Genomic DNA, 21,365 nt, shown 5'->3' with positions numbered 1-21,365 from the left:
GGCGCACGGAGGCGCCGCCGCGTTGCGGGAAGACGGCCGGCGGCCCGCGCCGGCCGGCCCGTTTTTACTGGGCCTGGATGTTGTTGTCGCGGGCCACCTTGGCGTAGCGCGGGATCTCGGCCTTGATCAGCGCGCCGAACTGCTCCGGCGTGCCACCCGCGGGCGACACGCCGGTGGGCTCCAGCTGCGCGACCAGCTCGGGCGCCTTCAGGCCCGTGTTGATGGCGCCGTTGATCTTGGCCAGCACCGCGGGCGGCAGGTTCTTGGGCGCGATCAGGCCGTGCCAGGCCACCACGTCGTAATCGGGCAGGCCAGCTTCGGCGATGGCGGGCAGGTCGGGGTAGGCCGCCAGGCGTTGGGCCGTGGTCACGCCCAGGGCACGCAGCTTGCCGGCCTTCACATGCGGCATCAGCGCCTCGGTGCCCGCCACCAGCAGGTCCACGTTGCCGGCCACTAGGTCGGTGACGGCTGGGCCGGTGCCCTTGTAGGGAATGTGCGTGCCCTTGACCTTGGCCATGCCGAACAGGTATTCGGTCGTGATGTGCAGATGGCTGCCGTTGCCCGCCGAGGCGAAGGCGACCTTGCCAGGGTTCTTGCGCATGTAGTCCAGCAGTTCGGCCATGTTCTTTGCCGGCACCTTGTTGGGGTTGATGCACAGGACATAGGCGCCCTTGGACAGCTGGATCACGGGCGTGATGTCGGCCACCGGGTCGAACTTGAGCTTGTAGAGCGCCGGATTGACCGTGTAGCTGCCGGCCACCAGCAGCAGCGTGTAGCCGTCGGCGGGCTGGTGCAGCGCGTAGTCCGTCCCCAGCGTGCCGCCGGCGCCGGGCCGGTTGTCGACGATCACCGACTGGCCCACGCCCTTGGCCAGCAGGTTGGAGCCCACGCGGGCGATGAAGTCAGAGCCGCCGCCGGGCGCGAAGGGGCACACGATGCGGATCGGCTTGTTGGGATAGCCGTCCTGCGCGGCGGCGTCGAAGCCGAGCGGCAGGGCCAGGCTGGCGAGGCCGGTGTTGAAGAGGCGGCGATTGAGGGTCACGAAGATGTCTCCAGGTGGGCGGGCCGCACCATGCGGCCGGCCGGGCGCGGGATGGTCGGCGTCTCAACCTGACGGGAACCTGCGTCGGCTGCGCCTAGCAGGGCCATCCCGCAGGCGAGTCGTGCGGCCTGCTTCTCGACTCGGCCCATGGGCCCGCACAGAGCAAAGGCTCTACCGAATCCGCGCATACTTGCGCTGCTGCTGCCCTGTGGTTGATTCGACGCGGGCAACGGCGTCCCACCCTGTCCTTCCTCCGAGTTGCCCACTGTTGCCATGACCGCCCTTGAACAACGCCTGATGCAAGGCCTCAAGAAGCTGCCGCCCAGCCGCATGGCCGAGGTGGTGGACTTCGTGGAATTCCTGGCCGCGCGCGAACAGCGTGCTGCTGCAGCCGACCGCCTGGCCGACGCCTTTGCCCGGATCGATGCGCTGAATCTGCCCCCCCTGTCCGAGGACGACATCGAAGCAGAGGTGCAAGCCGCACGCCAGTCCCGCCGCAAGAACGCGTGAGCGACCGGACGACGGGGCAACGGCTTGATGCGATTCGTCATCGACACCAACCTGCTTGTCTCGGGCGTCCTCTTCAGGGGCCTGCCGCGGCAACTGCTGAATGCTGCGCGCGCCGGCGTGTTCGAGCTGTGCAGCAGCGATGTCCTGTTGGCCGAGTTGGAGGACGTGCTGGGTCGCGGCAAGTTCGTGCAGGCGTTGACACAGGCGGGGCTGACGCCGCTCGATATTGTTGGCGAACTACGGCGGCTGGCCTTGGTGGTCTCGCCGACCCACGTCCCGCGCGCCGTACCCACTGATCCGGACGACGATCACGTCCTGGCTGCGGCCCTGTGCGTCGGCGCCGACCTCATCGTCTCGGGCGACCGACGCGACCTGCTGCCGATGGCCAGCTACGAGGGCATCCCCATCGTCAGCGCTCGGCAGGCCTGGGAGCACCTGGGACCGCCGAGCTTCTGAACGGCGGCGGGTCTGGACGGACCCGTGCGTACGGGTACGTTGGTTGCAGCTGATCGCATGCCGCGGGCCGCGCCGATGTCGCCCGCGAGCGCCCGGGCAGATGCACCAAAGCCGTGCGCCACGTAGGATGCAGGCCGGCGGACCGACCGCCCCGTACCGGCCGCCCGAGCCGGCCAGCCTCTTCCCGCCGGCACCCGCGCGCCGGCATTGCTTGCGTGACCATGCCATCTCTCTCCTGGGCCGATCTGGCGGCCCGCTTCCGTCCCGCCTCCGCCCGGGTGGACGCCCGCGAACGGCTGCGTGCCTTCGCCGGTGCCGGCCTGGGCATCCTGCTCACGGCCCTGATCGCCCGCTGGTGGGCGCTGCGCGCCGGCATGAGCGCCCCCTGGCTGGTGGCCCCGCTGGGCGCCAGCGCCGTGCTGGTGTTCGCGGTGCCGGCCAGCCCGCTGGCCCAGCCCTGGGCCGTGGTGGGCGGCAACACCGTCTCGGCGCTGGTGGGCAGCGCCTGCGCCCTGCTGATTCCCGACCCGGCCTGGGCGGGCGCGGTGGCGGTGCTGGCGGCCATCGCCGTGATGTTCGCGCTGCGCTGCCTGCATCCGCCGGGCGGCGCCTCGGCCCTGCTGGCGGCGCTGGGCGGGGTGGGCTTCGGCTTCGCGCTCTTTCCGATGCTGGTCGACTCGCTGCTGCTGGTGCTGGCGGGCATGCTCTACAACGGCCTGACCGGCCGGCGCTATCCGCATGCGCCGCAGGCCCCGCCCCCCGCGTCGGCGGCCGACCGCTTTTCCGCCGCCGACCTGGATGCGGCCCTGGCCCACTACAACCAGGTGCTGGACGTGAGCCGCGACGACCTGCAGGACATCCTGCAGTACGCCGAATCGGCCGCCTACGAGCGCAACTTCGGCCAGTTGCAGTGCGCCGAGGTAATGTCGACCGAGCCGGCGTCGGTGCAGTTCGGCACGCCGCTGGACGAGGCCTGGACGCTGATGCGCGCCCGGGGCGTGAAGGCCCTGCCGGTGGTGGACCGCTCGCAGCGTGTGGTGGGCATCCTGACGCGGGCCGACTTCCTGCGGCACGCGGGCTGGGAGCAGCGCGAGGGCGTGGGCGAGCGCCTGCGCACGCTGCTGCGGCGCGACGGCCTCACCCATTCCGACAAGCCCGAGACCGTCGGCCAGATCATGACCCGCGAGGTGCGCGTGGTGAGCAGCCACCGCCGCATCGCCGAGCTGGTGCCGCTGTTCGCCGAGGCGGGCCATCACCACCTGCCGGTGATCGATGCCGACAAGCGGCTGGTGGGCATCATCACGCAGTCGGACGTGGTGCGGGCCCTGCACCGGGCGACCCGCCCGGCGGGTTGAGGACGCAACGGAGCCACGGAGTCGACCATGAAGAAAACGGTGACGAAACGACAAGGCGGGCCGGAGGCGGCCCGCGCGCGGCAGGGACCCGGCGTGCGCCCACGCCTTGCACGCGGGGTCGTGCTGGCCCTGGCACTTCTGGCCGGCACGGCGACCAGCGCCCAGGCCGCCGACGAGATGCAGCGCCGCATGGCCGCCTGCACCACCTGCCACGGTCGCGAGGGGCTGGCGACCAATTCCGGCTACTTCCCGCGGCTGGCGGGCAAGCCGGCCGGCTACCTGTACGACCAGCTGCGCAGCTTCCGCGACGGCCGGCGCCAGCAGGCCGACATGAACCACCTGCTGGCCCAGCTCTCGGACGCCTACCTGCGCGAGATGGCCGAGTACTTCGCCGGCCTGGACCTGCCCTATCCCGCGCCCACGCCCTCCGACCTGCCCGCAGCGGAGCTCGCCCGCGGCCGGGCGCTGGTGCTGGAGGGCGATACGGCGCGCGGCATTCCGGCCTGCGTCCGCTGCCACGGACCGGCGCTCACCGGCGTGCAGCCGGGCATCCCGGGGCTGCTGGGGCTGCCGCGCCTGTACATCGCCTCGCAGCTGGGCGCCTGGGTCACCGGCGACCGGCGCGCCCTGGCGCCGGACTGCATGGCCGAGGTGGGCCGGCGCCTCAAGAGCGATGACATCCGCGCCGTCGCCGGCTGGCTGGCCGCGCAACCGGTGCCGGCGAATTACAAGGCCGTGCCCGCTTCGGCCCTGCCCGCCGGCCTGCCGGTGGCGTGCAGCGCGATGGAGGCGCACCGATGAACGCCCCGCTCCCAGGCGCACCCGCGGCCCGTCCGTCGACGCTGCGCCGCGCCCTGCTGTGGACCGCCCTGGCCCTGGGCACGGTACTGGCCGCGCTCGCCGCCACCGTGGTGGCGCTCAACCTGCGCCGCGAGGCCCCGATCCGCGACGACCTGCCGCCGCCCGCGGCCTCGGCCGCGCAGCTCGAACGCGGCCGCTACCTGGCCTTGGCGGGCAACTGCGCCGGCTGCCACACCGCCCGCGGCGGCGCCGCCTATGCCGGGGGGCGCGGCATCGAGACGCCTTTCGGCACGCTCTACGCCGGCAACCTCACGCCGGACCCACTCACGGGCCTGGGCCAATGGAACGCCGACCATTTCTGGCGCGCCCTGCACCACGGCCGCTCGCGCGACGGGCGGCTGCTGTATCCGGCCTTTCCGTACACCAGCTTCACGCAGGTCACGCGCGAGGATTCGGACGCGCTCTTCGCCTGGCTGCAGAGCCTGCCGCCGATGACGCAGGCCAACCGGCCGCACACGCTGCGCTTTCCCTACGACACGCAGGCCGCGCTGGCCGTGTGGCGAGCGCTGTTCTTCCGGCCGGCCGAGTTCGTGCCCGAGCCCGGCCGCTCGGCCGAGCACCACCGCGGCGCCTACCTGGTGCAGGGCCTGGGCCATTGCATCGCCTGCCACGGCAGCCGCAACACGCTGGGCGCGACCGACGTGAGCCGCGGCCTGGCCGGCGGCATGCTGCCGGGCGAGAACTGGTATGCACCGGCCCTCGATGCCCCGCACGAGGCGGGCGTGGCCAACTGGCCGCTGCAGGACGTCGTGGCGCTCTTCAAGACCGGCCGCACCGAGCACGGTTCGGTGCTGGGGCCGATGGCCGAGGTGGTCTACCGCAGCACCCAGCACCTGAGCGATGCGGACCTGCAGGCCATGGCGCTGTACCTCAAGGACCTGCCACAGCAGCCGTCCCCGCCCGCCCCCGCCCAGCCGCCGCGCCGCAACGAATCGCTGCTGGCGCGCGGCGAGAAGGTCTATGCCCAGCAATGCGCCTGGTGCCACGGCGACCAGGGCCAGGGCGAGCCGGGCGCCTTTCCGCCACTTGCGGGCAACCGGGCGGTCAACCTGGCCAACCCGGTCAACCTGGTGCAGGTGGTGCGACGCGGCGGCTACCCACCGGCCACCGAGGGCAATCCCCGCCCCTACGGCATGCCGCCCTTCGGCCACGTGCTGAGCGACGAGGAGATCGCCGCAGTGCTGAGCTATGTGCGCAGCAGTTGGGGCAACACGGGCGACGAGGTCTCGCTGCGCGACGTCATGCAACGCTGAAGCGACGTCCAGCCCCAACGCTGCCTTGAGCCCCTCTCCCCCCGCGGGAGAGGGGTTGGGGAGAGGGGGCACACGCACGGCAACGGCCTTGTGCCGTGCCCCCTGCGCTTTCCGCCTTGCGCTTTCGGCTTTGCAGCTTGCACCTTGCGACGGCGGCTGCCCCCTCTCCCCAGCCCTCTCCCGCGAGGGGAGAGGGGGCCGGATGCCTGCGTGGGTGCGTGGGTGCGTGGGTGCGTGGGTGCGTGGGTGCGTGGGTGCCGGCCGATCCTGCCCCGACGCTGTCCATCGCGTCGCGAGGGGCCGCCGCAACGAAAACGCCCGCACGGACAGGCCGGGCGGGCGGGCGTTGGCGGTGCAGGCCGGGCACGGCGACGTGCCGGCCTGCAGGACGCGCCTCAGTTGTCGAGCGTCAGCTTCTGCTTCTGCACCACGTCCTTGTAGACGGCGTACTCGGCCTTGATCTGTTCGGCGAACTGCTCGGGCGTGTTGGCCACGATGATCGAGCCCGTGTCCTCGATGCGCTTGCGCACGGCCGGGTCTTCCAGGGCCTTCTTGGTGCCGGCGCTGATCTTGTCCACCACCTCCTTCGGCAGGCCCTTGGGCCCCAGGATGCCGTAGTACGCCATGCGGTTCACCGGCTCCAGGCCCACTTCCTTGAAGGTGGGCACGTTGGGCAGTTCCTTCAGGCGCTGCGGTGCGGCCACCACGATGGGCACCAGCTTGCCGGCCTTGATGAAGGGCAGCGCCGAGGGCAGGTTGTCGAAGATCATGGGCACCTGGCCCGCCACCACGTCGTTGAGGGCCGGGCCGGCGCCGCGGTAGGGAATGTGCGTGATGAAGGTGCCGGTCACGCTCTTGTACAACTCCATCAGCAGGTGACCGATGCCGCCCGTGCCGGAGGTGCCGTACGAATACTTGCCGGGGTTCTTCTTCAACTCGGCGATGAAGCCCGCATAGTCCTTGGCCGGAAAGCTCGGGTTCACGGCAATCACGTTGGGCGTGGCCGCGATGTTGATGATGGGCGTGAAGTCCGTCAGCGGGTTGTACGGCGTCTTGGGGTTGATCGCCGGATTGGCGGCCGTGCTGGACACGGTGGCCACGCCCAGCTTGTAGCCGTCGGGCGTGGCACGCGCGGTTTCCAGCGCGCCCACAGCGCCGCCGCCGCCGGCCTTGTTCACCACCACCACCGGGTGGCCGAGGATCTTGCCCAGCGGATCGGCGATGACGCGGCCCACGATGTCGGTGGTGCCGCCGGGTGCGAAGGGCACCTGCAGCTCGATCGGCCGCTCGGGATAGCCTTGCGCGAATGCGGCGGGCGCCGCAACGAGGGCGGCGAGCACGGCGCCACTCGCCATTGCCTTCCAGGGACTGCGTTGCATGGTTGTTTCCTTTGTCGTGATCGGGAGCGGCCTCGTTGCGGGCCGGCCGGCAGTGTGGCGCGGCGGCGGCGCGGCGTCGTCCGTAGCCGCGGGCCGGCGGCCTCCGTGGGGCTACGCAGGGGTTATCCCCAATCCCGGCACGCGCCGTTCTAAAGGCCGTGCTCGCGCAGGAAGCGGTACAGCCCGTGGCTGTTGGCCACGCCCAGCTTGGCGAAGACATGCGCGCGGTGGGTCTCGATGGTGCGCAGCTCCACCGGTGCCAGCTCCTGCGCGATCTCCTTGTTGGGCTTGCCCTCGGCCACCAGCCGCGCCACCTGCATCTCGCGCGGCGTGAGCTTCTGCCACAGCGCCTGGGCCGCCTGCAGCGCTTGCCTGCGCTCGGCACCGGCCTGGGCCTTCTCCAGCGCCTTGGCGACGGCGGCCAGCAGGCGCTCGTCGTTGCAGGGCTTTTCGAGCCAGCCCAGCGCGCCGTTCTGCACCGCCTCCACCGCCATGGGGATGTCGCCGTGACCGGAGAGGAAGAGCACCTCCAGCGCGCTGCCTCGCTCGCGCAGCGCGTCGAAGACCTGCAGCCCGCTCATGCCGCCCAGCCGCAGGTCGAGGATCACGCAGCCGGGATGCTGCAGGTCGACCCCGGCCAGGAAGTCCTCGCCGCTCTCGAAGGTGCGCACCGCATAGCCGCGCGACAGCAGCAGCAGCCCCAGCGAGCGGCGCACGGCCTCGTCGTCGTCGACGACGCACAGGTTGTTGGCGGGCAGGGTCATGGTGGGGCGATGGGCAGTTCGAGCGTGAAGACGGTGCCGCCGCCCTCGCGCCCGGCAAAGGTGAGGCGGCCGCGGTGGGCCTCGACGATGGTGCGGCAGATGTTCAGGCCCAGGCCGAGCCCGCCTGCCCGCGTGGTGAAGAAGGGCGCGAACACCTGGTCGGCGATGGCCGGGTCGATGCCGGTGCCGCGGTCGGCCACGCGCAGCTGGATGCCGCCGTCGCGCCGCTCGGCGTCGATCTCGAGCCGGCGTTCGGCGGGCGGCACCCCGCGCATGGCATGCAGGCTGTTGGAGACGAGGTTGAGCAGCACCTGCTCCAGCAGCACGCGGTCGCCACGCAGCAGCGGCAGGTCGTCGGGGATGCGCACCTCGGGCACCACCTGGCCTTCGCGCAGCTCGCCGCGCAGCAGAGCCAGCGCCTGGGCCACCAGCGTGGCGACGGCGCAGTCCTCGGCGCCGGCCGTGCGCTGGCGCACGAAGCCGCGGATGCGCCGCACGATCTCGGCGCTGCGCTGGGCCTGGGCGATGGTGTCGTCCAGGCTCTGGGCCAGCAGCGCGCCCTCGCCGCGCTGCGCGAAGGCCTTGGCCGCGCTGGCGAAGCTGCTGAGCGCCATCAGCGGCTGGTTGAGCTCATGGGCCAGCGTGGAGGCCATCTCGCCCAGGCTGGCCAGGCGCTGCGCGTGCTGCAGCTGGGCCTCGTTCTGCCGCTGCAGCAGCTCGGCCCGCCGCTGCTCGGTCACGTCGACCACCGAACTCATCCAGCCCGCGTGCCGGCCTTCGGCATCGATCAGCGGCGCCGTGTAGACCATCGTGATGACCTCGTGCCCGTCCTTGTGCCGCAGCCGCGACTCGTGGCCGGACTGCGAGGGCTGGCCGCTCATCATGGCCTCGTAGTGGTGCCAGTGACGCGTCACCTCGTCGGGATGCCAGTAGGGATAGGGCGGCAGCCGGCCCAGCAGCTCGCCGGCCTCGAAGCCGGTCATCTGGCAGAAGGCGGGGTTGACGTAGGTGATGCGGCCGTCCACGTCGCGTGCACGCATGCCCACGGGTAGCGCGTCTTCCATGGCCTTGCGGAAGGCATTCGCCTCGCCCAGGGCGTGGGTGCGCTCCTCGACGCGCAACTCCAGCTCGCGGCGGGCGTCGCGCTGCTCGGCGAAGCGCCGCTCGCGCAGGCGCCAGTACAGACCGGCCAGCAGCAGCAGGCTGAGGCACAGGAAGGCGACCATCCAGGCGCTTTCACGCGTGCGCAGCACCTGCTCGTGATCGGCCATCACCGTGAGCGTCCAGGGCAGGTCTTCCACGGGCTCGCTCACGGCCAGGAAGCGGCGCACCTGGCCGTCGATCTGCGTGCGGATCAGCACGCCCGGCCGGTCGCCGTCCGGCGTGACCCGCCAGGGCAGCTGCGGAAAACGGGCGCGCGGGCCGTACTGCTGGTCGCGCCGCACCTGCGCCAGTCCCTCGGCATCCACCGGCCGCGTGGCGTGGTAGAGCCACTGCGGCACGGAGCTGAGGAAGACGATGCCCCGCGCGTCGGTGAGCAGGATCGGCTCCTTGGCCAGGCGCCACGATTCCTGCACCTGCCGCAGGCTCACCTTGACCGTGACGACCCCGAGCACCTGCCCCCCATCGCCCCGCACCGGCGCCGACATGAACAGCCCCGGCTCGCCAGTGGTCTGCCCCACGCCATAGAAGCGCCCGCTGCGTCCCGCCAGCGCCTCGGTGAAGTACGGGCGATTGGCATAGTTGTGGCCGACGAAGCTCTGCGGCAGCGCCCAGTTGCTGGCGGCGAGCGTGACCCCGCGCGCGTCGATGAGGTAGAGCACATCGGAGCCGGCCAGGCGGTTGAGCTCTTCCAGGTAACGGTTGGCGCTCTGGCCAAGTGCGGCCTGCCCAGGCGCGTTCAGCAGTGCCAGCACCACGGGATGCAGGGCCGCGGTGAAAGGCAGGTGCCGGTAGCGGCCGGTGGCGTCGCGCAGGCCCGAGAGCTGGACCTCCGCCGCGCGGCGGATCTCGTCGGCCTGGTTGCGCGCGGCGCGGTCGGCGGCCCATTGGCCGGCCAGGGCGATGATGAGGATGGCGGCGGCGAGCAGGGCTGCCCAGGCGGCAAGGCGGGGCCAGCGCGGGGTGGCGCGGGTGGCGGTGTCGACGGGGGGCGGAACGGCGGGGGCCATGGAGTGGCCGCGATTTTCTTCGAGCCGCCACGTCAACGACCCGTGCTTGTCCGGCTTGGGACGGCCGGTCGGCTGCCCCGCGCGTCCGATAGCGTCCGGGTGCCGTTTGTCAGTCGTTGAGATCCGAAGAGCTGCGGATGCTCTCGCAATTCAGACGCTTCTACGCCTGCCGTCGGCGATGGCCTGTATGGGCTTGCGACCGCACAGGCCCGGGATGCGCTCCGCCAGATTGAAGGCGCCGGCGACTTCGCTGCCGGGCGAATCAAAGGCAAGCAGCAAGAGGCGAACGTCGACATTGCCCATGGCGTCTTCGCGAGCGGCCGCCGAAGATGAAACGGCAACGCGAGTAGGCATAGCGCTTGGCGTAGAAGTCCGGGGCTTCGACCAGGCCGGAGTTGATGGCTTCTTCGAGCCACAGCTCATAGATGGGCCGCAGCCAGTAGTCCATGAGCCAGCGGCGCCGGCCATGGAAGTAGCGCCAGGCTTCGAGCAGCGCGGCACGGGCGCTGCTGTAGTTGGTCTTGCTGAAGTCCTTCAGCAGCAGCTCATAGGGGAGATTCAGGCCCGCGGCGATGTGGCGCAGCACGGCCAGCATGAACGCCTCGAATGCGGCATTGGGCCGGCCCGGCGTGAAGCTCGACACCTTGGCACCCACGGGCAGCGGGATGATGGCCGCGCCCTGCATGCGCCGCAGGTTGCGCGCCTGCTTGACCGACTCGCCCCAGGCGCGCGCGGGTCCTGCCCGAAGAGCGCACCGGCCGATTCCTCATCGAGGTTCGATTCGAGGAAGGCGGCCACCAGCGAATTGGCGACGCTCGCCTCCAGTTCGTTGCTGGAGTATTTGCCGGCCATGTGGAATTCGCGCATGACCGCGGCCACGATGGGTTTCCCGCGGGACTGGCCCGTGCGTTCCTTGTCGTGCAGGTGAAGGACGCGGCGACGGCCCCAGGCGGTGAACGCGGGAATGCGCTCCCACTCGTCGGCGCCGGATGCCCATGCACCCAGGGCATCGCCCGGGTGCGTGCGGCGCACGTTGTAGAAGGTCGGCGCGCCGTGTTGGTCAAACTCGATCCCGCCGCGGATGTTGGGATTGGCGGCCAAGGCCGAAGGCGTGGCGAGCCGGTCGGACTCCACCATCATGATGCGGGTCCCCCAGGAGCTGCCCGGCCGCGGCAGCCAGAGGGGCAGGCCCAGCCCGTCACCATTGACCATGCTGCCGCTCAGCGCCTGCAGCGTGAGCCCCAGAAGGTTGAGCGAACGGCCCGCATCGCATTCCGTCGTCTCGGCCCAGGAACGGAAATGGGCTTCGGTGTTGTTGCCCCAGTCGCGGGCCTTCTCGCGGGACCAGCCGAGCAGGCGGTAGTCGGGCGTGGACGAGAGGCGGAGCACCGCGCCCACGATGTTGTCCCGCAGCGTCTGGATGCCGCCGGCCATGAGGCCGTTGTTTCGCGTGAGGTCGCGCGAACGGGCGGTGAGCAGGTCCAGGTCCGGCAGGAGGTCAGCGTCGGCACTGCCGCCGCCCGGGTACCAATCGAACATGGCGTGGTCATGGCCGGCCGCGTGGTGGGCGGCCATGCTGGGGCCGGACGCAGCCCCGGACTCGGCCACAGCAAGGGATGCGCTTCGGGCGAAGCGCTTCGCGCGGCGGCCCATCTTCAGACGATGTAGATGGGGCCGCGCAGCGGCACGCCAGCGCGCCGATTCAGCTCGGCATCGATATCCGCCAGCTCGCGGCGCAGCTCATCGACGCGCTGCTGGTACTGGACGCCTCGTCCGTCGACGGTCGCCGAGGTGGGGCCCGTCAGGCGCTCATGTAGCGAAGCAAACAGCTTGGCGCGAAGCTGCTGCAGTTCTTGATCGGTCGAATGGCGGTATAGGCCCATGCATGCATGAGACCTGAATTAGCATGGCAAGTCACAGAGGCAATGTCAAAAAGCATGTGTCTTCGACGACTTGCTTTAGACAAAAAAACCTAGCCAGCCCTGATCCCTAATTTACTGGCACAAGGGACGGCTCACCCAGTCGACGTATTGAGCTCGTAGAACACTACGCGACTTTTTTTCGGAGCTATGACAGACACTACGAGCTCGCAAGAGGTACAGTTCGGAACGTTGTCCCGTTAATAAATTGATATCGTCCCCGGATCATTCAGACACGAAAATGAGCTCAAAACTCTACCCCAGCCTCTTTATACGACAATTGTCCGATTTTAAAGAAATTGGGCTATCTTTTTACGCTTTATTCATAGGTTTCATATATGTCTCAGGTTTTCTAGTTTTGAACTCACACTTGGCAAAATCAGGGATTTTAGACATCGAGTTCGTTAACGCGCGTTATTTTCTTGCGGGCGCAAATTTTATATTCTATTTGACTTGCTTCTATCTATTCGCCGCACGATCAATCATAAATGGGAGCACATGGTTTAGAGAATCTCTTGAAGACAAAAGAGAGCTACTTCCAAGCAGGATTTGGCCTAAAGTTATTTTTCTTCACTCCCTCGTCAAAACGGTTCTTTTTTGCTGTCTTTCTGCAGCACTGTTTGGCTCACTTGCTGTTGGAGCCTCAGGAACTTTTCTCTTCTACTCAGCGCTCGCACTGGTTCTCTTAATTTCATTCACATTACAAATTACAGGGGCCGACGCCCGCTTTCCACGAAGCTCAGAGATCGCAGAATCGATGCTGAAGACATTCGCCATATATATATTTTTTTCCCGAAGCGACACAGACATGATGATCATCGTCTTCACGCATTATCTTGGAGGAATGTTTTACTTAAATATCGTCTTACATGTCACTTCAAAAAATAAAACTACATGGGACCAGATGTTATTTACTGGGCTGTACAGCACGGTATTCATAATCGGTGCTGCGGTGAGTTTCGGCACTCAGTTCTACGGACAAGTAAGTCTTAAACTCGGCGGCGCGAAACCACAAACCGTGAGAATTGGCCTTTCAGACGACGCCTTGAAGAAGATTCCGACGGAACTCGTCACGACCGATCGGCAACTAGTAGAGGGGAAACTAATTCATCAAAACTCATCCCATTTATATTTTTCCCTAAAAGAATCCACAGTTCGCATTCGGGCGTCCGACGTTGTCTCGCTAATTCTTAAACCTGAACCAGAGAAAAATATCTGGGGCGACTGGATTAAACCGCAGTCTAAATGATGGTAGCGGTGCAGCAAAGCCACGCGCGCAGCAAAAAGGCGAGACGCGAAAATTAGCACGACAGAAGAAGGATTGATATCTCGAGTACGGCAGTCGCAGCGGATAGCTTGTTATGCAAACTCTACATTATCCGTCAGCGATATTCAATATTTATCAAAATTACTGTCTCCGCTGACGTGAGACCTCATTCAAAAATTCTTTTGCTCCATCAAATAACTCTGCACTTGGATTTTTTGCACAGTAGGCGTCCAACCAATCAAATATTAATTCGCTGTCCACAGATTCAAGCAAATTGGGGCCGCTGCGATTTGAATTTAGTCCGGTAACGAGTCCCAAAATCCAGAACTTGTTGCGGAACCCCAAAAAGTTGAAATTGCTAAGCTTTACAGAATTATCTTCTTTCCTTCCCTCGATCCAATCGGGGCAGCGTATTGGTGCAAGAATCGTTATTTCTCTGTCTTTGCTATGCGCGCAACTCCAGCAGCCAAGGACAATCATCAAAGAATACTTAAGAATACACTTATTCATAGAATATCTTTCCGCGCAAGGTCAATGCTTCTTGTGCCACCAATGATATTGCAAGAAGCACTAGAAATAAATACGCAACTATAGCAATACCGGTCAAAAAATATGATAGTTTAAAGAAAACCACAAGTTCTAAAGTGCAATAGCCTAATGCAGCAAGTAGGGAAACACTGCGATAATTATGAACAAGCTACGAAGTGAAATAGATGCTATTCGCGCTATCCCGAGGTTTATGAGAGCGTCTCGGGGCTTAACACTCAAACCCAGTCGCCGCCGTAACCCAGAGAAATCAACAGCTAAGATGTTTAAGATGTGAGGGAACACATCTTTAAGGTCTCGCGTAGCCCGTATCCCGAGAAGTTCTCGCTGTCTTGTGATGTAAAATGAACCAAGCCACACGAGCGACAGCGGATAAAGTGCAACTAATAGCCCCCCGGCGAGAAACTGAGCGGATATCCTAAAATCTGCCGAGCCATATTGAAGGGTTAAAAGTCGAGGTGTTTCGATACCGAGTACAGTCCCTCTTTCTCGATTGCTAAGATTCTTCAAATTTTTCAGGGCATCAAGAATTTGATCGGGATTTTTCTCTAGATCAAGTGAACTTCCTATTTGCCCCTGAATTTGCCATGCTCCCGGCGAAGAGTTAAGCAGGCTTTCTACCTTGCTCTTATATGTTGGCCCGTCTCCGGGCGGCCCTCCTTTCTTAGCGGGCAGCCCGAGGCTAGCCCTCATCTCCGCCACTTTATTTTCTCTATCCGTCGAGGGGCGGTAGGGTTTTCTAGACTCATCGTAGAGCCCTTTGAGCTGGTCGCGATCTTTTTCGAAAATTTCGATTAAAGAGTCCAGTGCGCGTGTCTCCGTCGCATTGAAATAAGCAGCCGCAGCGGTGAAATATACTTCGAGAGCGCAAATAAGCAGCAATACAAAGCCAAAATAGAGCAGCCGTTCAATGCGCAGACCCAGGGTATGAAGCATAAAACACCTATATTAAAAAATTTTTGCTATCTTTAATTTTGCCCTAACAGCGGCGTGAACGATGGAAGAGCAGCAGCAAGCATAACAATATAAAATCGAACTTGTTCCAACTAATCGCTCGCACGCAATATCCGTCGAATGGTTCGTTCCGAAATTCCGAATTCTTTAGCTAATTCTCTGACATTGCGGCCATTGAAGCGATTCCGAATTTTTTCATGGCGCGTCAGCCTTTCGGCTGCGCTTTCTCGCGGAATGTAGATTTCCATCCCCCCTAGGCAAGCGGCTAATCGTCGCATAAGGTCGGCTGTTGCGCCTGGAGACCATTGCGCACCGCAGCATATCGCGACGTTTCGAGCTTCGTCCGCGATGATTGAAAGCGGACATTCTTGAGCATGGTCGGGCGTGTTCATAGTTGGATTGGCGCAAAGAATACTTCATCTTTGCGATCTCGATGATTAAATTCGGTGGCGTCATTCGACCTTCCTAAATGTGGCGGTGCGATCGCATCCTTCACTTCGATAGGCACGGTGTAGGCGAACAAATCCTTGGGCGGCTGCGCGCACGCCTCTAGCTTGGACCACCGCTCCTCACTTAGCCGTTCAAGCCCCAGCCCAAGAGCTGCGTGCACCGCGTAATTCCTGTTGTCGAGCTGCTCATTACGCGGGCGGCGCTTCACCCACCGGTAGGCATCGCGCCCGTTCAGCTTGGCGAGCACCCGCTGTTCAGCCGTGAGCTGCTCGAAGAACTCGCGGGGGAGCTCGTTAGAGAAGTGGACGTAGCCCGGGCCGGGCTGGTCAATGGCAAGCTGACCAAGCAACAGGTCCTTCGCCGCATCCGTGCCCACGCGCCATAGCTTGATGCCGCGGGCGATCTTTCGGCCGCGCCAGTTCACTTCCTGCAGACTGCTGGGCCCGAGGATGCTGATCGCCTCGTTCCCATCGCCTTTGATGGCTCGCAGCTGCGGCAGGACATGCTGTGCCTTGCTCACCCAGTTGTAGACCGCCTGCGTCTGGTCCGAGCTGTCGATGCTGATGGCACTCAGCCCCAAACTGCCGCCGTGCCAATCCTGCCGGTACCGGCGTTGGAGCTGGGCGGTGACGGCGGCCCACTCCTCGTCCACCGCCGGATTGCCCTCGATCACCACAACGTCGATCACCCAGGACTCCAGGCCGCGGCCCCAACCCCACACCGTGATTTCCCACCGGTTGCGCTGCACATCGACGCCGGCCGTGAGCACCAGGCAACCCACGGGCACGGTTTGCAGCTTGTAGGGCTCGGCCCGGGCCTGCAGCACGTGCTCATCGGTGCGCTCGCCGGCCAGTTCCCACGTCTCGCCCAGCGTCTCGTTCACGAAGAGCTGCATCGGGCCGGCGTCGCCCTTCTCCATCGCCTTCAATCCGTTCTCGAATCCTCCACGATGTCGGACCAGGCGCGCTGCGGGCTGTATGCGGTCCAAACGTGCACGGCCAGGCTTCGGGGCGGCCGGCACGGGTTGCCAGCGCTGTCGCGCCAAGTGCGGTCGGTCCCATAGCGCTTGCCGGTTCGCTCGCACACCCACTCACCCTGCAGCGGCATGCCGCCGCGAAGGTAGTCGGCCTGCGTGATGGATCCATGGCAATGCGGGCAGACGTGGTGCGCCGTCTGCGGGTGGCCGCGATCCCACTTGAATCCGTAGCGCTTGTCCTTGCCGCCCCACATGAGCGGATGGTCCGCGCGGCAGTGCGGGCACTCGATGTGAAAGCGCACGAAGCCCTCGGCCTCGTTGGCCGCGTCCTCGATGTGGCACAAGCCCTTGAGCAGCGGCGTGGAGCCGCACACGAGCTTCGGATACGGGGCGCCTTCCAGTCGGCCGCGGGCCAGGCCGCGCGGCGGGCCGGCCTTCTCGATGCTGCGATCAAACTTGCTGATCTCATCGAGGATGGAGACGGCCACCGTGATCCGGCGGAACGCGCGCGCGGCCTTGCCACCGAGCAGGTGCAGGACACTGTCCCGAAAGCTCTTGAGCTTGATCGTCTCGTCGTTGAGGCCCTTGCCGCGCTTGCGGGCCTTGTTGACGGCGGCCACGCCAGTCTGCGGATCGAGCAGCGGATCAATCTCGCTCTTGACGTAGCTGTCCCTGTCGTCGTCGGTGGGCTGCCACAGGGCCTGCTTCCGGCGGCGGTGCGCGATGTTGTAGCAAACGAAGGCGGTGACCATCTTCGTGTAGCCGACGCGCCTTCATGACTTCCAGATCTTCGATCCGGTCATCGCTCATGAAGTCGAGGGATGCCAACCTGAAAGGCTCAGCCCAAGCTGAGCCGAAGTTGCTGCGCTCGTCGTCGGCGCTCGGACATTGCCGTCGGCCTGCGCTGGGCAGTGCGCCCTCGCGGCGCTTGTCGGGCTGGCGTCAGCGAAACTCCTGCGTCTTGAACGCGTGCCGCGGCCCCAAGCCGATCTTGCCGCCTCCCCGGCCCACGCCGCGTCTCTGGCTTAGCGGATCGATTGGAGCCACAAAGGGCGAGCACGGCGGACTGCCAGTTGGAGCTTAGGGACTTGGGCCCACAACGAGGACCGAACAGATCGCATGGGATCTGTCCTGGCGGAAGCGGTGACAGTCAGAAGCCTTTTTAAATCAACGCATTAGCTGTCCGATACCATGAACCGTGCCATGGATCGGGCGCCGCTACGGTTCAGCGCTCTACGAAGTCCAGCGTGACCACCTCGCCAAGCGGCACACCCAGCACTTCATTCGCCGCCACCTGCGCCCGGGAATGCAGATCCATCAGGCGCCGAGCGCCTTCGCTGGGGCGGAAGGCGTCATCACAGCCGCACTCCATCCACCGCACTTCCTCGGCCCAGGCCAGCCAGGCGTCGTAGGGATCGACGTCAGCCGCCCCGTAGACCGCCAAGGCCGCCGCGCGCGCCGCATCCAACTGCGCGGGTGTGGCCACGGGATAGAAAACGTCAAGCTCAATGCGCATAGTGGTTCCTTGGTTGAACGGGCGCCGGCGCCAGGTTGCCAGTCTACCGATTCACTGTATATTTGCACAGTGTTCTGTGAAGTCAGCACCCTCCGCTCCAAAGGCATGCGCCTGCGCCGGTCCGAGTACCCGCCGCCGGTGCGCGGCCGCGTGGAGGTGGCTGCCTGGCCGCACAACAACCTCCAACGGTTCATCCGACGCATCGAGGTTCGTGTCAGCGTCGGCATCCGCACATACCGCACGCCACTGGTAATGGCTGACCCGGTCTTGCTGCCATGCCCGGCCGACCTGGGCTTGCTGATCGCCGGCACAGAGATCGAGGCGATAGAGAACCGGGTGCATGAGTTCTCACAGCTATGGCTGCTGCGCCCCTGCCACGGAACCGAAGACTTAGATCCAGTGCATTGGACGCAACTCGCTCAGTTCATACCCACCCCATAGACCATGACTCTCGGCCATCCCACCCTGCTTCGCGTGCCAGCTTGGTACAGCGACCGCATCAAGGACGAAATCGTGCTGCCGCTCGCGCCCGAGGAATACGACGTGGAGCCCGGCCAGGGCATCAACGGCCGATGGATCGTCACCAGCTCCAGCGGTGCAGTCGTCTATGACGGCATCGGCCCCGTCGACGTGGTCCGCTCGCCCGCCCCCTTCTGATCGGAGGTCCCCATGCCTGTCTCTGCACACCTCATCGACGCACCGGCCGGCACACCGGCAGATATCTTGCGCACCGCGGAGGCTCGCTTCCTGCGCGAGCTGGAGCGGCTGCTCTGCGATGACCTTGCACCGGCACTGCGCGCGTTCGAGTCCGCCCAGGACAGCAGCGCGGAGGATTTGAGCAAGGACGAAATCCGGCTCGCCAGCCGCTGGGCGACCGCGTACGACAAGGCCCGCCAGGCGGGCATGCGTGATCTCGGGGAGACCGCCGAGGCCTATTTCTCCGTCCGCATAGACGGCTGACGGCAGTTCGCCCCGGCTGCGGCGGGGCATGGTTGATTGGGATAAAGGGTCTTTGAACTAGGCAGTTTTTGCCTATATACTGCGACCCATGCCAGCCGATTCCCGGCGCGGCGAACCCCACCGGAGCCACCATGCACCCGACGCACCTCACCCTCACCGCCGACGAAGTCCGCACGCTCGCCACCCAGCCCGAGCGGCTGATCGGTCTCGGCGTCTATTTCCAAGGCTTCTACGGCAGCGCCTCCGAATCCGGCGCCATCACCAGCGCCGAGGCCATTGGCGCCGACGTGTCGTTTGTTGTGCACCTCGAAGACGGCCGCGTGATCCGGGACAACCGCCTGTCCCGCGCCTTCGGCGGCCTGCGCGCCACGTTCCTCATCAACGGCAAGATGCACGGCCGCCCCTACCTGGACGAGCTGGTCGCCATTGCGACGACGCGCGAGGTCCTGGCGACCGCAGCGAAGACGGCCGAGGTTGCCACCTACGCCGCGCGCATGCAGGCCGCTGCGGACCAGTTCGTCGGCGTGCGCTTCGGCGTCTTTGCCGTCACGAAGGGCAAGCTCAAGGCCCGCGTGCACTACAGCTTGGACAATCGTGCCGACGGCCGCCCCTGCGTCAGGATCTACGACCGGGACTATGGCGACGATCTGCGCGCCATCATCCCCACCGGCTACGAAAACAGGACCGACTCGATGGTCGACTACTTCGAGCGTGGTCACGTGGTGCTATTCGAAGGCCATCCCCTCTACCAAGCCGCGCGCGACCGCGCCAACGCCAATGCAGCCCGACGCAAGTAAGCACAACCCCGACCCCGCCTACATCCGCTCACTCATCGAGCGGGCGGGCATGTCCCAGCGCGGGGCGGCCCGGCAGCTCGGAGTGAGCGAGCGCATGATGCGCTACTACTGCGCCTCGCGCGAGTTGGCGGACCACACGGACGCACCCTACTGCGTTCAGTTCGCGCTCGAATCTCTGGCCAGCTTCAACGAGCGGCAAGAGGCCGGTCGCACATCCTAAGCAGGAGCACGCATGCAGTTGCAGCACAAAGGCATCCTGGAGAGCCTCGATGCCGCGCTCATCGACTCCGGACGCCGCGCCCTCCCGCCAGCCGAAGAGGGCAGCCCCGAGAGGGTCGCCGTGCAAGTTACATCGCTGCTGATCGGAAGGGTGTGGATCACCTATCGCCTGACCAGGGGAAGTCTGCACGGCAATCCCGTCTGGCTCTGGCAGCCGATCTACGCAGAGCTTGGGGCGGATCGCTGACAGCCCTTTTTCTACCGCACAAATTCAGCGACGCTGCTAGTCAGGTCGCCCGCTCTTCACGCGCGTCGAGGGCTGCGTGCACAGCCCGCCAATGCCACACCTCATTCCCACCGCGCTTGCCTTTCCAGAGTTCGAAGGTGACGCTTACCAGCCCATGACTCTGGGTTCGCACCCGGATAGCCACTGGCGTGGGCTGCCCTGAACCGGGATATGGAAGCAGCCTTCCTGCGCTGACGACATCGTCGGCGGAAAGGCTCCGCAGGATTCCCTCATCGGTCATCTATCTTCACCTGTCGAAACGGGTTCCAGCCGGAACCGCTTTCGCACGACCTTCGCAGCGCTCTGGAGCGCGTAGACGTCAGGGTCAGGGACCTCAAAGCTGGGCTGAACCAGCCAATCGCCGGAACCGTCTGGGCACCTCAGGACTGCGAACGCCGCGTAGGCAGCCATGTCGTCGCGCTTCCGCCTTCTCACCTCCTTGCGCACGAGCTCGACCAAATCTTTGGCTGGCAGGGTCGGAAGAGACGACGGGGGCGAGACCATCCATGCATTGTCCTACAGCGGACTGGCGAGCACCGCCGGTAATGAGGTCGCGCCGGCGGCAGCTGCGGTGCTTCAATGGGCGCCTGCGGCCTCCGTGCATGCACTCAGCGCGGCGACGAGTTCGGCTTCGTAGCCTTCCCGCAGCAACGACTCAGCCTGTGCGGGGGCAACCCATCGATTCGGCATCCACGCCCGGCCCAGGCACATTGATGCGCACCGGTGTCCGTTCCCATCGAGCGGGCTCTCTGTCAGCCGGAGTGAGACCCCACCGCCACACGAACTCCATGAGGAATGCGAGAGCTTGTCGTGGGGTTAACACCATTGCGTGCAAAACCCTTGTTGCCGACACAACTTTCTTCTAATGTGCAGCAATAGTGCAAGCCGTGGAGGTGATCAAGGAGGAAACCACGGATGTACATCCACCCACTGCTCTGTTCTGTGCCTGCTCGCGTGCGCGAAGCGCTCATCCGGCTGATCGACTTACGCCACTTTCGACGCAATGAGGTGGTATTGAAGGCAGGCGATAAGGTTGACGCCCTCTACTGCGTCGGCTCCGGGCTCCTGCGGGTCGTCGTGCATGGCCCCGCAGCAACTACAACGACGACTAATCTGCTCGCCCCAGACGATCTCCATCTGAGCGTGCCGCTCGATGGCGCGGCGCACGCTTCAACCGTAAGCATCGTCGCTACGCTGCCCTCGTCTGTTTACACGATGCCACTGGACACCCTGAAGCGTCTGTGCGAAGCCTATCCGCGAGTCGCGCTGACGCTAATGCACATTCAGGGCGAGCAAATTCTGTCGCTACGCAAGCAAATCCGCCGACGGACCACACTGTCGGCCGAACACTTGGTTGGCCGCGTGCTGCAGGAACTTACCCAGTTGGCTCCGGAGGGTGATCATGCCTTTCACCGCCACATATCCCAGGGGGTGATTGCATCCTATGCTGGGCTATCTCGGCAGGTGGTAAACAGAGTTCTTAGGACGCTGGAGGATCGCGGCGCGGTGCAGCGGGATGGCGATGCGGTACGCGTCTTGGACGATCAAGCCTTCGACACGGGCTTCCGTCGGCCGGAAGCCCTCTAGCGGTCCGCCCGCCGTCTTCCTCGCCTACTTACTGCAGAACGCGGGGTGGCCGCCTCGCTGAAGCTCGTAGTGCGTACAGGCAGGGGCCGACGGCTTC

25 protein-coding genes are annotated in these 21,365 nt (G+C 65.2%); 13 read left to right on the top strand and 12 right to left on the bottom strand.

Annotated elements, in window-relative coordinates; all coding sequences use genetic code 11:
• Positions 1 to 64: 64 nt before the first annotated feature.
• Positions 65 to 1,042 (bottom strand): tripartite tricarboxylate transporter substrate binding protein, encoded by a 978-nt coding sequence (locus L0984_RS21745; protein WP_234196339.1) that lies wholly within the window; start codon positions 1,040 to 1,042, stop codon positions 65 to 67.
• 273 nt (positions 1,043 to 1,315) lie between these two features.
• Here L0984_RS21745 and L0984_RS21740 point away from each other — a divergent pair, with 273 nt between their 5' ends.
• From L0984_RS21740 to L0984_RS21720, 5 genes are all read left to right on the top strand, one after another.
• Positions 1,316 to 1,552: a DUF2281 domain-containing protein gene (locus tag L0984_RS21740; RefSeq protein WP_234196338.1), complete on the top strand. Its 237-nt coding sequence runs from the start codon at positions 1,316 to 1,318 to the stop codon at positions 1,550 to 1,552.
• Between the two features lie 27 nt (positions 1,553 to 1,579).
• The gene (locus L0984_RS21735) at positions 1,580 to 2,008 is read left to right on the top strand and encodes a putative toxin-antitoxin system toxin component, PIN family (RefSeq protein WP_234196336.1); all 429 of its coding nucleotides are present in this window, start codon (positions 1,580 to 1,582) and stop codon (positions 2,006 to 2,008) included.
• Positions 2,009 to 2,229: 221 nt separating this feature from the next.
• On the top strand, positions 2,230 to 3,363 hold the full coding sequence (locus L0984_RS21730; RefSeq protein WP_234196335.1) for an HPP family protein: 1,134 nt from the start codon (positions 2,230 to 2,232) through the stop codon (positions 3,361 to 3,363).
• A gap of 93 nt (positions 3,364 to 3,456) precedes the next feature.
• A complete protein-coding gene (locus tag L0984_RS21725; RefSeq protein ID WP_370646146.1) occupies positions 3,457 to 4,164 on the top strand; it encodes a c-type cytochrome in 708 nt (235 codons plus the stop codon).
• On the top strand, positions 4,161 to 5,477 hold the full coding sequence (locus L0984_RS21720) for a c-type cytochrome (protein ID WP_234196333.1): 1,317 nt from the start codon (positions 4,161 to 4,163) through the stop codon (positions 5,475 to 5,477). Before L0984_RS21725 ends, L0984_RS21720 begins: the two co-directional genes overlap by 4 nt.
• 395 nt (positions 5,478 to 5,872) lie before the next feature.
• Here L0984_RS21720 and L0984_RS21715 read toward each other — a convergent pair whose 3' ends face one another.
• The 6 genes from L0984_RS21715 to L0984_RS21690 form a co-directional block, all read right to left on the bottom strand.
• A complete protein-coding gene (locus L0984_RS21715) occupies positions 5,873 to 6,856 on the bottom strand; it encodes a tripartite tricarboxylate transporter substrate binding protein BugE (protein WP_234196331.1) in 984 nt (327 codons plus the stop codon).
• A gap of 149 nt (positions 6,857 to 7,005) precedes the next feature.
• Positions 7,006 to 7,620, bottom strand: coding sequence for a response regulator transcription factor (locus L0984_RS21710; protein WP_234196329.1), 615 nt, complete (start codon positions 7,618 to 7,620; stop codon positions 7,006 to 7,008).
• Positions 7,617 to 9,791, bottom strand: a complete 2,175-nt coding sequence (locus L0984_RS21705) for a sensor histidine kinase (protein ID WP_234196327.1) — start codon at positions 9,789 to 9,791, stop codon at positions 7,617 to 7,619. The genes L0984_RS21710 and L0984_RS21705 overlap by 4 nt, the downstream gene beginning before the upstream one ends.
• A gap of 262 nt (positions 9,792 to 10,053) precedes the next feature.
• On the bottom strand, positions 10,054 to 10,434 hold the full coding sequence (locus L0984_RS29835; protein ID WP_370646145.1) for a phage portal protein: 381 nt from the start codon (positions 10,432 to 10,434) through the stop codon (positions 10,054 to 10,056).
• A complete protein-coding gene (locus L0984_RS21695; RefSeq protein ID WP_255697544.1) occupies positions 10,350 to 11,366 on the bottom strand; it encodes a phage portal protein in 1,017 nt (338 codons plus the stop codon). Before L0984_RS21695 ends, L0984_RS29835 begins: the two co-directional genes overlap by 85 nt.
• A gap of 80 nt (positions 11,367 to 11,446) precedes the next feature.
• Positions 11,447 to 11,674 carry a hypothetical protein gene (locus L0984_RS21690; protein ID WP_234196323.1) on the bottom strand — a complete coding sequence of 76 codons (228 nt, stop codon included), beginning with the start codon at positions 11,672 to 11,674 and terminating at the stop codon, positions 11,447 to 11,449.
• Between the two features lie 844 nt (positions 11,675 to 12,518).
• Between L0984_RS21690 and L0984_RS21685 the strand changes: the two genes are divergently transcribed.
• Entirely contained in the window at positions 12,519 to 12,959 is a 441-nt protein-coding gene (locus L0984_RS21685; protein ID WP_234196321.1) for a hypothetical protein, read from the top strand.
• Positions 12,960 to 13,631: 672 nt separating this feature from the next.
• Here L0984_RS21685 and L0984_RS21680 read toward each other — a convergent pair.
• The 5 genes from L0984_RS21680 to L0984_RS21670 form a co-directional block, all read right to left on the bottom strand.
• Complete coding sequence (locus L0984_RS21680; RefSeq protein ID WP_234196319.1) at positions 13,632 to 14,459, bottom strand: hypothetical protein; 828 nt, start codon at positions 14,457 to 14,459, stop codon at positions 13,632 to 13,634.
• 110 nt (positions 14,460 to 14,569) lie between these two features.
• Positions 14,570 to 14,869 carry a Mor transcription activator family protein gene (locus L0984_RS30040; protein WP_370646129.1) on the bottom strand — a complete coding sequence of 100 codons (300 nt, stop codon included), beginning with the start codon at positions 14,867 to 14,869 and terminating at the stop codon, positions 14,570 to 14,572.
• Positions 14,866 to 15,846 (bottom strand): terminase gpA endonuclease subunit, encoded by a 981-nt coding sequence (locus L0984_RS30035; RefSeq protein WP_370646128.1) that lies wholly within the window; start codon positions 15,844 to 15,846, stop codon positions 14,866 to 14,868. The genes L0984_RS30040 and L0984_RS30035 overlap by 4 nt, the downstream gene beginning before the upstream one ends.
• A 5-nt stretch (positions 15,847 to 15,851) precedes the next feature.
• The gene (locus tag L0984_RS30030) at positions 15,852 to 16,655 is read right to left on the bottom strand and encodes a phage terminase large subunit family protein (RefSeq protein ID WP_370646127.1); all 804 of its coding nucleotides are present in this window, start codon (positions 16,653 to 16,655) and stop codon (positions 15,852 to 15,854) included.
• A 473-nt stretch (positions 16,656 to 17,128) separates the two neighbouring features.
• On the bottom strand, positions 17,129 to 17,419 hold the full coding sequence (locus tag L0984_RS21670; RefSeq protein ID WP_234196317.1) for a hypothetical protein: 291 nt from the start codon (positions 17,417 to 17,419) through the stop codon (positions 17,129 to 17,131).
• 105 nt (positions 17,420 to 17,524) lie between these two features.
• Here L0984_RS21670 and L0984_RS21665 point away from each other — a divergent pair, with 105 nt between their 5' ends.
• The 7 genes from L0984_RS21665 (at position 17,525) to L0984_RS21635 (ending at position 21,268) form a co-directional block, all read left to right on the top strand.
• Entirely contained in the window at positions 17,525 to 17,860 is a 336-nt protein-coding gene (locus tag L0984_RS21665; protein WP_234196315.1) for a hypothetical protein, read from the top strand.
• Between the two features lie 3 nt (positions 17,861 to 17,863).
• Positions 17,864 to 18,076: a hypothetical protein gene (locus tag L0984_RS21660; RefSeq protein ID WP_234196313.1), complete on the top strand. Its 213-nt coding sequence runs from the start codon at positions 17,864 to 17,866 to the stop codon at positions 18,074 to 18,076.
• A gap of 12 nt (positions 18,077 to 18,088) precedes the next feature.
• Positions 18,089 to 18,379 carry a hypothetical protein gene (locus L0984_RS21655; protein ID WP_234196312.1) on the top strand — a complete coding sequence of 97 codons (291 nt, stop codon included), beginning with the start codon at positions 18,089 to 18,091 and terminating at the stop codon, positions 18,377 to 18,379.
• Between the two features lie 131 nt (positions 18,380 to 18,510).
• Positions 18,511 to 19,176 carry a hypothetical protein gene (locus tag L0984_RS21650; protein WP_234196310.1) on the top strand — a complete coding sequence of 222 codons (666 nt, stop codon included), beginning with the start codon at positions 18,511 to 18,513 and terminating at the stop codon, positions 19,174 to 19,176.
• Between the two features lie 49 nt (positions 19,177 to 19,225).
• Positions 19,226 to 19,396, top strand: a complete 171-nt coding sequence (locus L0984_RS21645; RefSeq protein WP_234196308.1) for a hypothetical protein — start codon at positions 19,226 to 19,228, stop codon at positions 19,394 to 19,396.
• 12 nt (positions 19,397 to 19,408) lie between these two features.
• On the top strand, positions 19,409 to 19,642 hold the full coding sequence (locus tag L0984_RS21640) for a hypothetical protein (RefSeq protein ID WP_234196306.1): 234 nt from the start codon (positions 19,409 to 19,411) through the stop codon (positions 19,640 to 19,642).
• A gap of 954 nt (positions 19,643 to 20,596) precedes the next feature.
• Positions 20,597 to 21,268, top strand: coding sequence for a Crp/Fnr family transcriptional regulator (locus tag L0984_RS21635; protein WP_234196303.1), 672 nt, complete (start codon positions 20,597 to 20,599; stop codon positions 21,266 to 21,268).
• Positions 21,269 to 21,365 lie beyond the last annotated feature (97 nt).

The organism is Pseudacidovorax sp. NFM-22 (assembly GCF_021401245.1).
Classification (GTDB): Bacteria; Pseudomonadota; Gammaproteobacteria; order Burkholderiales; family Burkholderiaceae_C; genus Xenophilus.
The sequence above is the reverse complement of the archived record's forward strand: the minus strand, read 5'-3'. Positions and strand labels throughout refer to the sequence as shown.

What these genes read in the sequence shown, in the direction of transcription:
- L0984_RS21740 (WP_234196338.1), top strand. Translation starts at nt 1,316, where the DNA reads ATGACCGCCCTTGAACAACGCCTGATGCAAGGCCTCAAGAAGCTGCCG.
- L0984_RS21735 (WP_234196336.1), top strand. Translation starts at nt 1,580, where the DNA reads ATGCGATTCGTCATCGACACCAACCTGCTTGTCTCGGGCGTCCTCTTC.
- L0984_RS21730 (WP_234196335.1), top strand. Translation starts at nt 2,230, where the DNA reads ATGCCATCTCTCTCCTGGGCCGATCTGGCGGCCCGCTTCCGTCCCGCC.
- L0984_RS21720 (WP_234196333.1), top strand. Translation starts at nt 4,161, where the DNA reads ATGAACGCCCCGCTCCCAGGCGCACCCGCGGCCCGTCCGTCGACGCTG.
- L0984_RS21715 (WP_234196331.1), bottom strand. Translation starts at nt 6,856, where the DNA reads ATGCAACGCAGTCCCTGGAAGGCAATGGCGAGTGGCGCCGTGCTCGCC.
- L0984_RS21710 (WP_234196329.1), bottom strand. Translation starts at nt 7,620, where the DNA reads ATGACCCTGCCCGCCAACAACCTGTGCGTCGTCGACGACGACGAGGCC.
- L0984_RS21705 (WP_234196327.1), bottom strand. Translation starts at nt 9,791, where the DNA reads ATGGCCCCCGCCGTTCCGCCCCCCGTCGACACCGCCACCCGCGCCACC.
- L0984_RS21695 (WP_255697544.1), bottom strand. Translation starts at nt 11,366, where the DNA reads ATGGCCGCCCACCACGCGGCCGGCCATGACCACGCCATGTTCGATTGG.
- L0984_RS21690 (WP_234196323.1), bottom strand. Translation starts at nt 11,674, where the DNA reads ATGGGCCTATACCGCCATTCGACCGATCAAGAACTGCAGCAGCTTCGC.
- L0984_RS21685 (WP_234196321.1), top strand. Translation starts at nt 12,519, where the DNA reads ATGATGATCATCGTCTTCACGCATTATCTTGGAGGAATGTTTTACTTA.
- L0984_RS21680 (WP_234196319.1), bottom strand. Translation starts at nt 14,459, where the DNA reads ATGCTTCATACCCTGGGTCTGCGCATTGAACGGCTGCTCTATTTTGGC.
- L0984_RS30040 (WP_370646129.1), bottom strand. Translation starts at nt 14,869, where the DNA reads ATGAACACGCCCGACCATGCTCAAGAATGTCCGCTTTCAATCATCGCG.
- L0984_RS30035 (WP_370646128.1), bottom strand. Translation starts at nt 15,846, where the DNA reads ATGGAGAAGGGCGACGCCGGCCCGATGCAGCTCTTCGTGAACGAGACG.
- L0984_RS30030 (WP_370646127.1), bottom strand. Translation starts at nt 16,655, where the DNA reads ATGGTCACCGCCTTCGTTTGCTACAACATCGCGCACCGCCGCCGGAAG.
- L0984_RS21670 (WP_234196317.1), bottom strand. Translation starts at nt 17,419, where the DNA reads ATGCGCATTGAGCTTGACGTTTTCTATCCCGTGGCCACACCCGCGCAG.
- L0984_RS21665 (WP_234196315.1), top strand. Translation starts at nt 17,525, where the DNA reads ATGCGCCTGCGCCGGTCCGAGTACCCGCCGCCGGTGCGCGGCCGCGTG.
- L0984_RS21660 (WP_234196313.1), top strand. Translation starts at nt 17,864, where the DNA reads ATGACTCTCGGCCATCCCACCCTGCTTCGCGTGCCAGCTTGGTACAGC.
- L0984_RS21655 (WP_234196312.1), top strand. Translation starts at nt 18,089, where the DNA reads ATGCCTGTCTCTGCACACCTCATCGACGCACCGGCCGGCACACCGGCA.
- L0984_RS21650 (WP_234196310.1), top strand. Translation starts at nt 18,511, where the DNA reads ATGCACCCGACGCACCTCACCCTCACCGCCGACGAAGTCCGCACGCTC.
- L0984_RS21645 (WP_234196308.1), top strand. Translation starts at nt 19,226, where the DNA reads ATGTCCCAGCGCGGGGCGGCCCGGCAGCTCGGAGTGAGCGAGCGCATG.
- L0984_RS21640 (WP_234196306.1), top strand. Translation starts at nt 19,409, where the DNA reads ATGCAGTTGCAGCACAAAGGCATCCTGGAGAGCCTCGATGCCGCGCTC.
- L0984_RS21635 (WP_234196303.1), top strand. Translation starts at nt 20,597, where the DNA reads ATGTACATCCACCCACTGCTCTGTTCTGTGCCTGCTCGCGTGCGCGAA.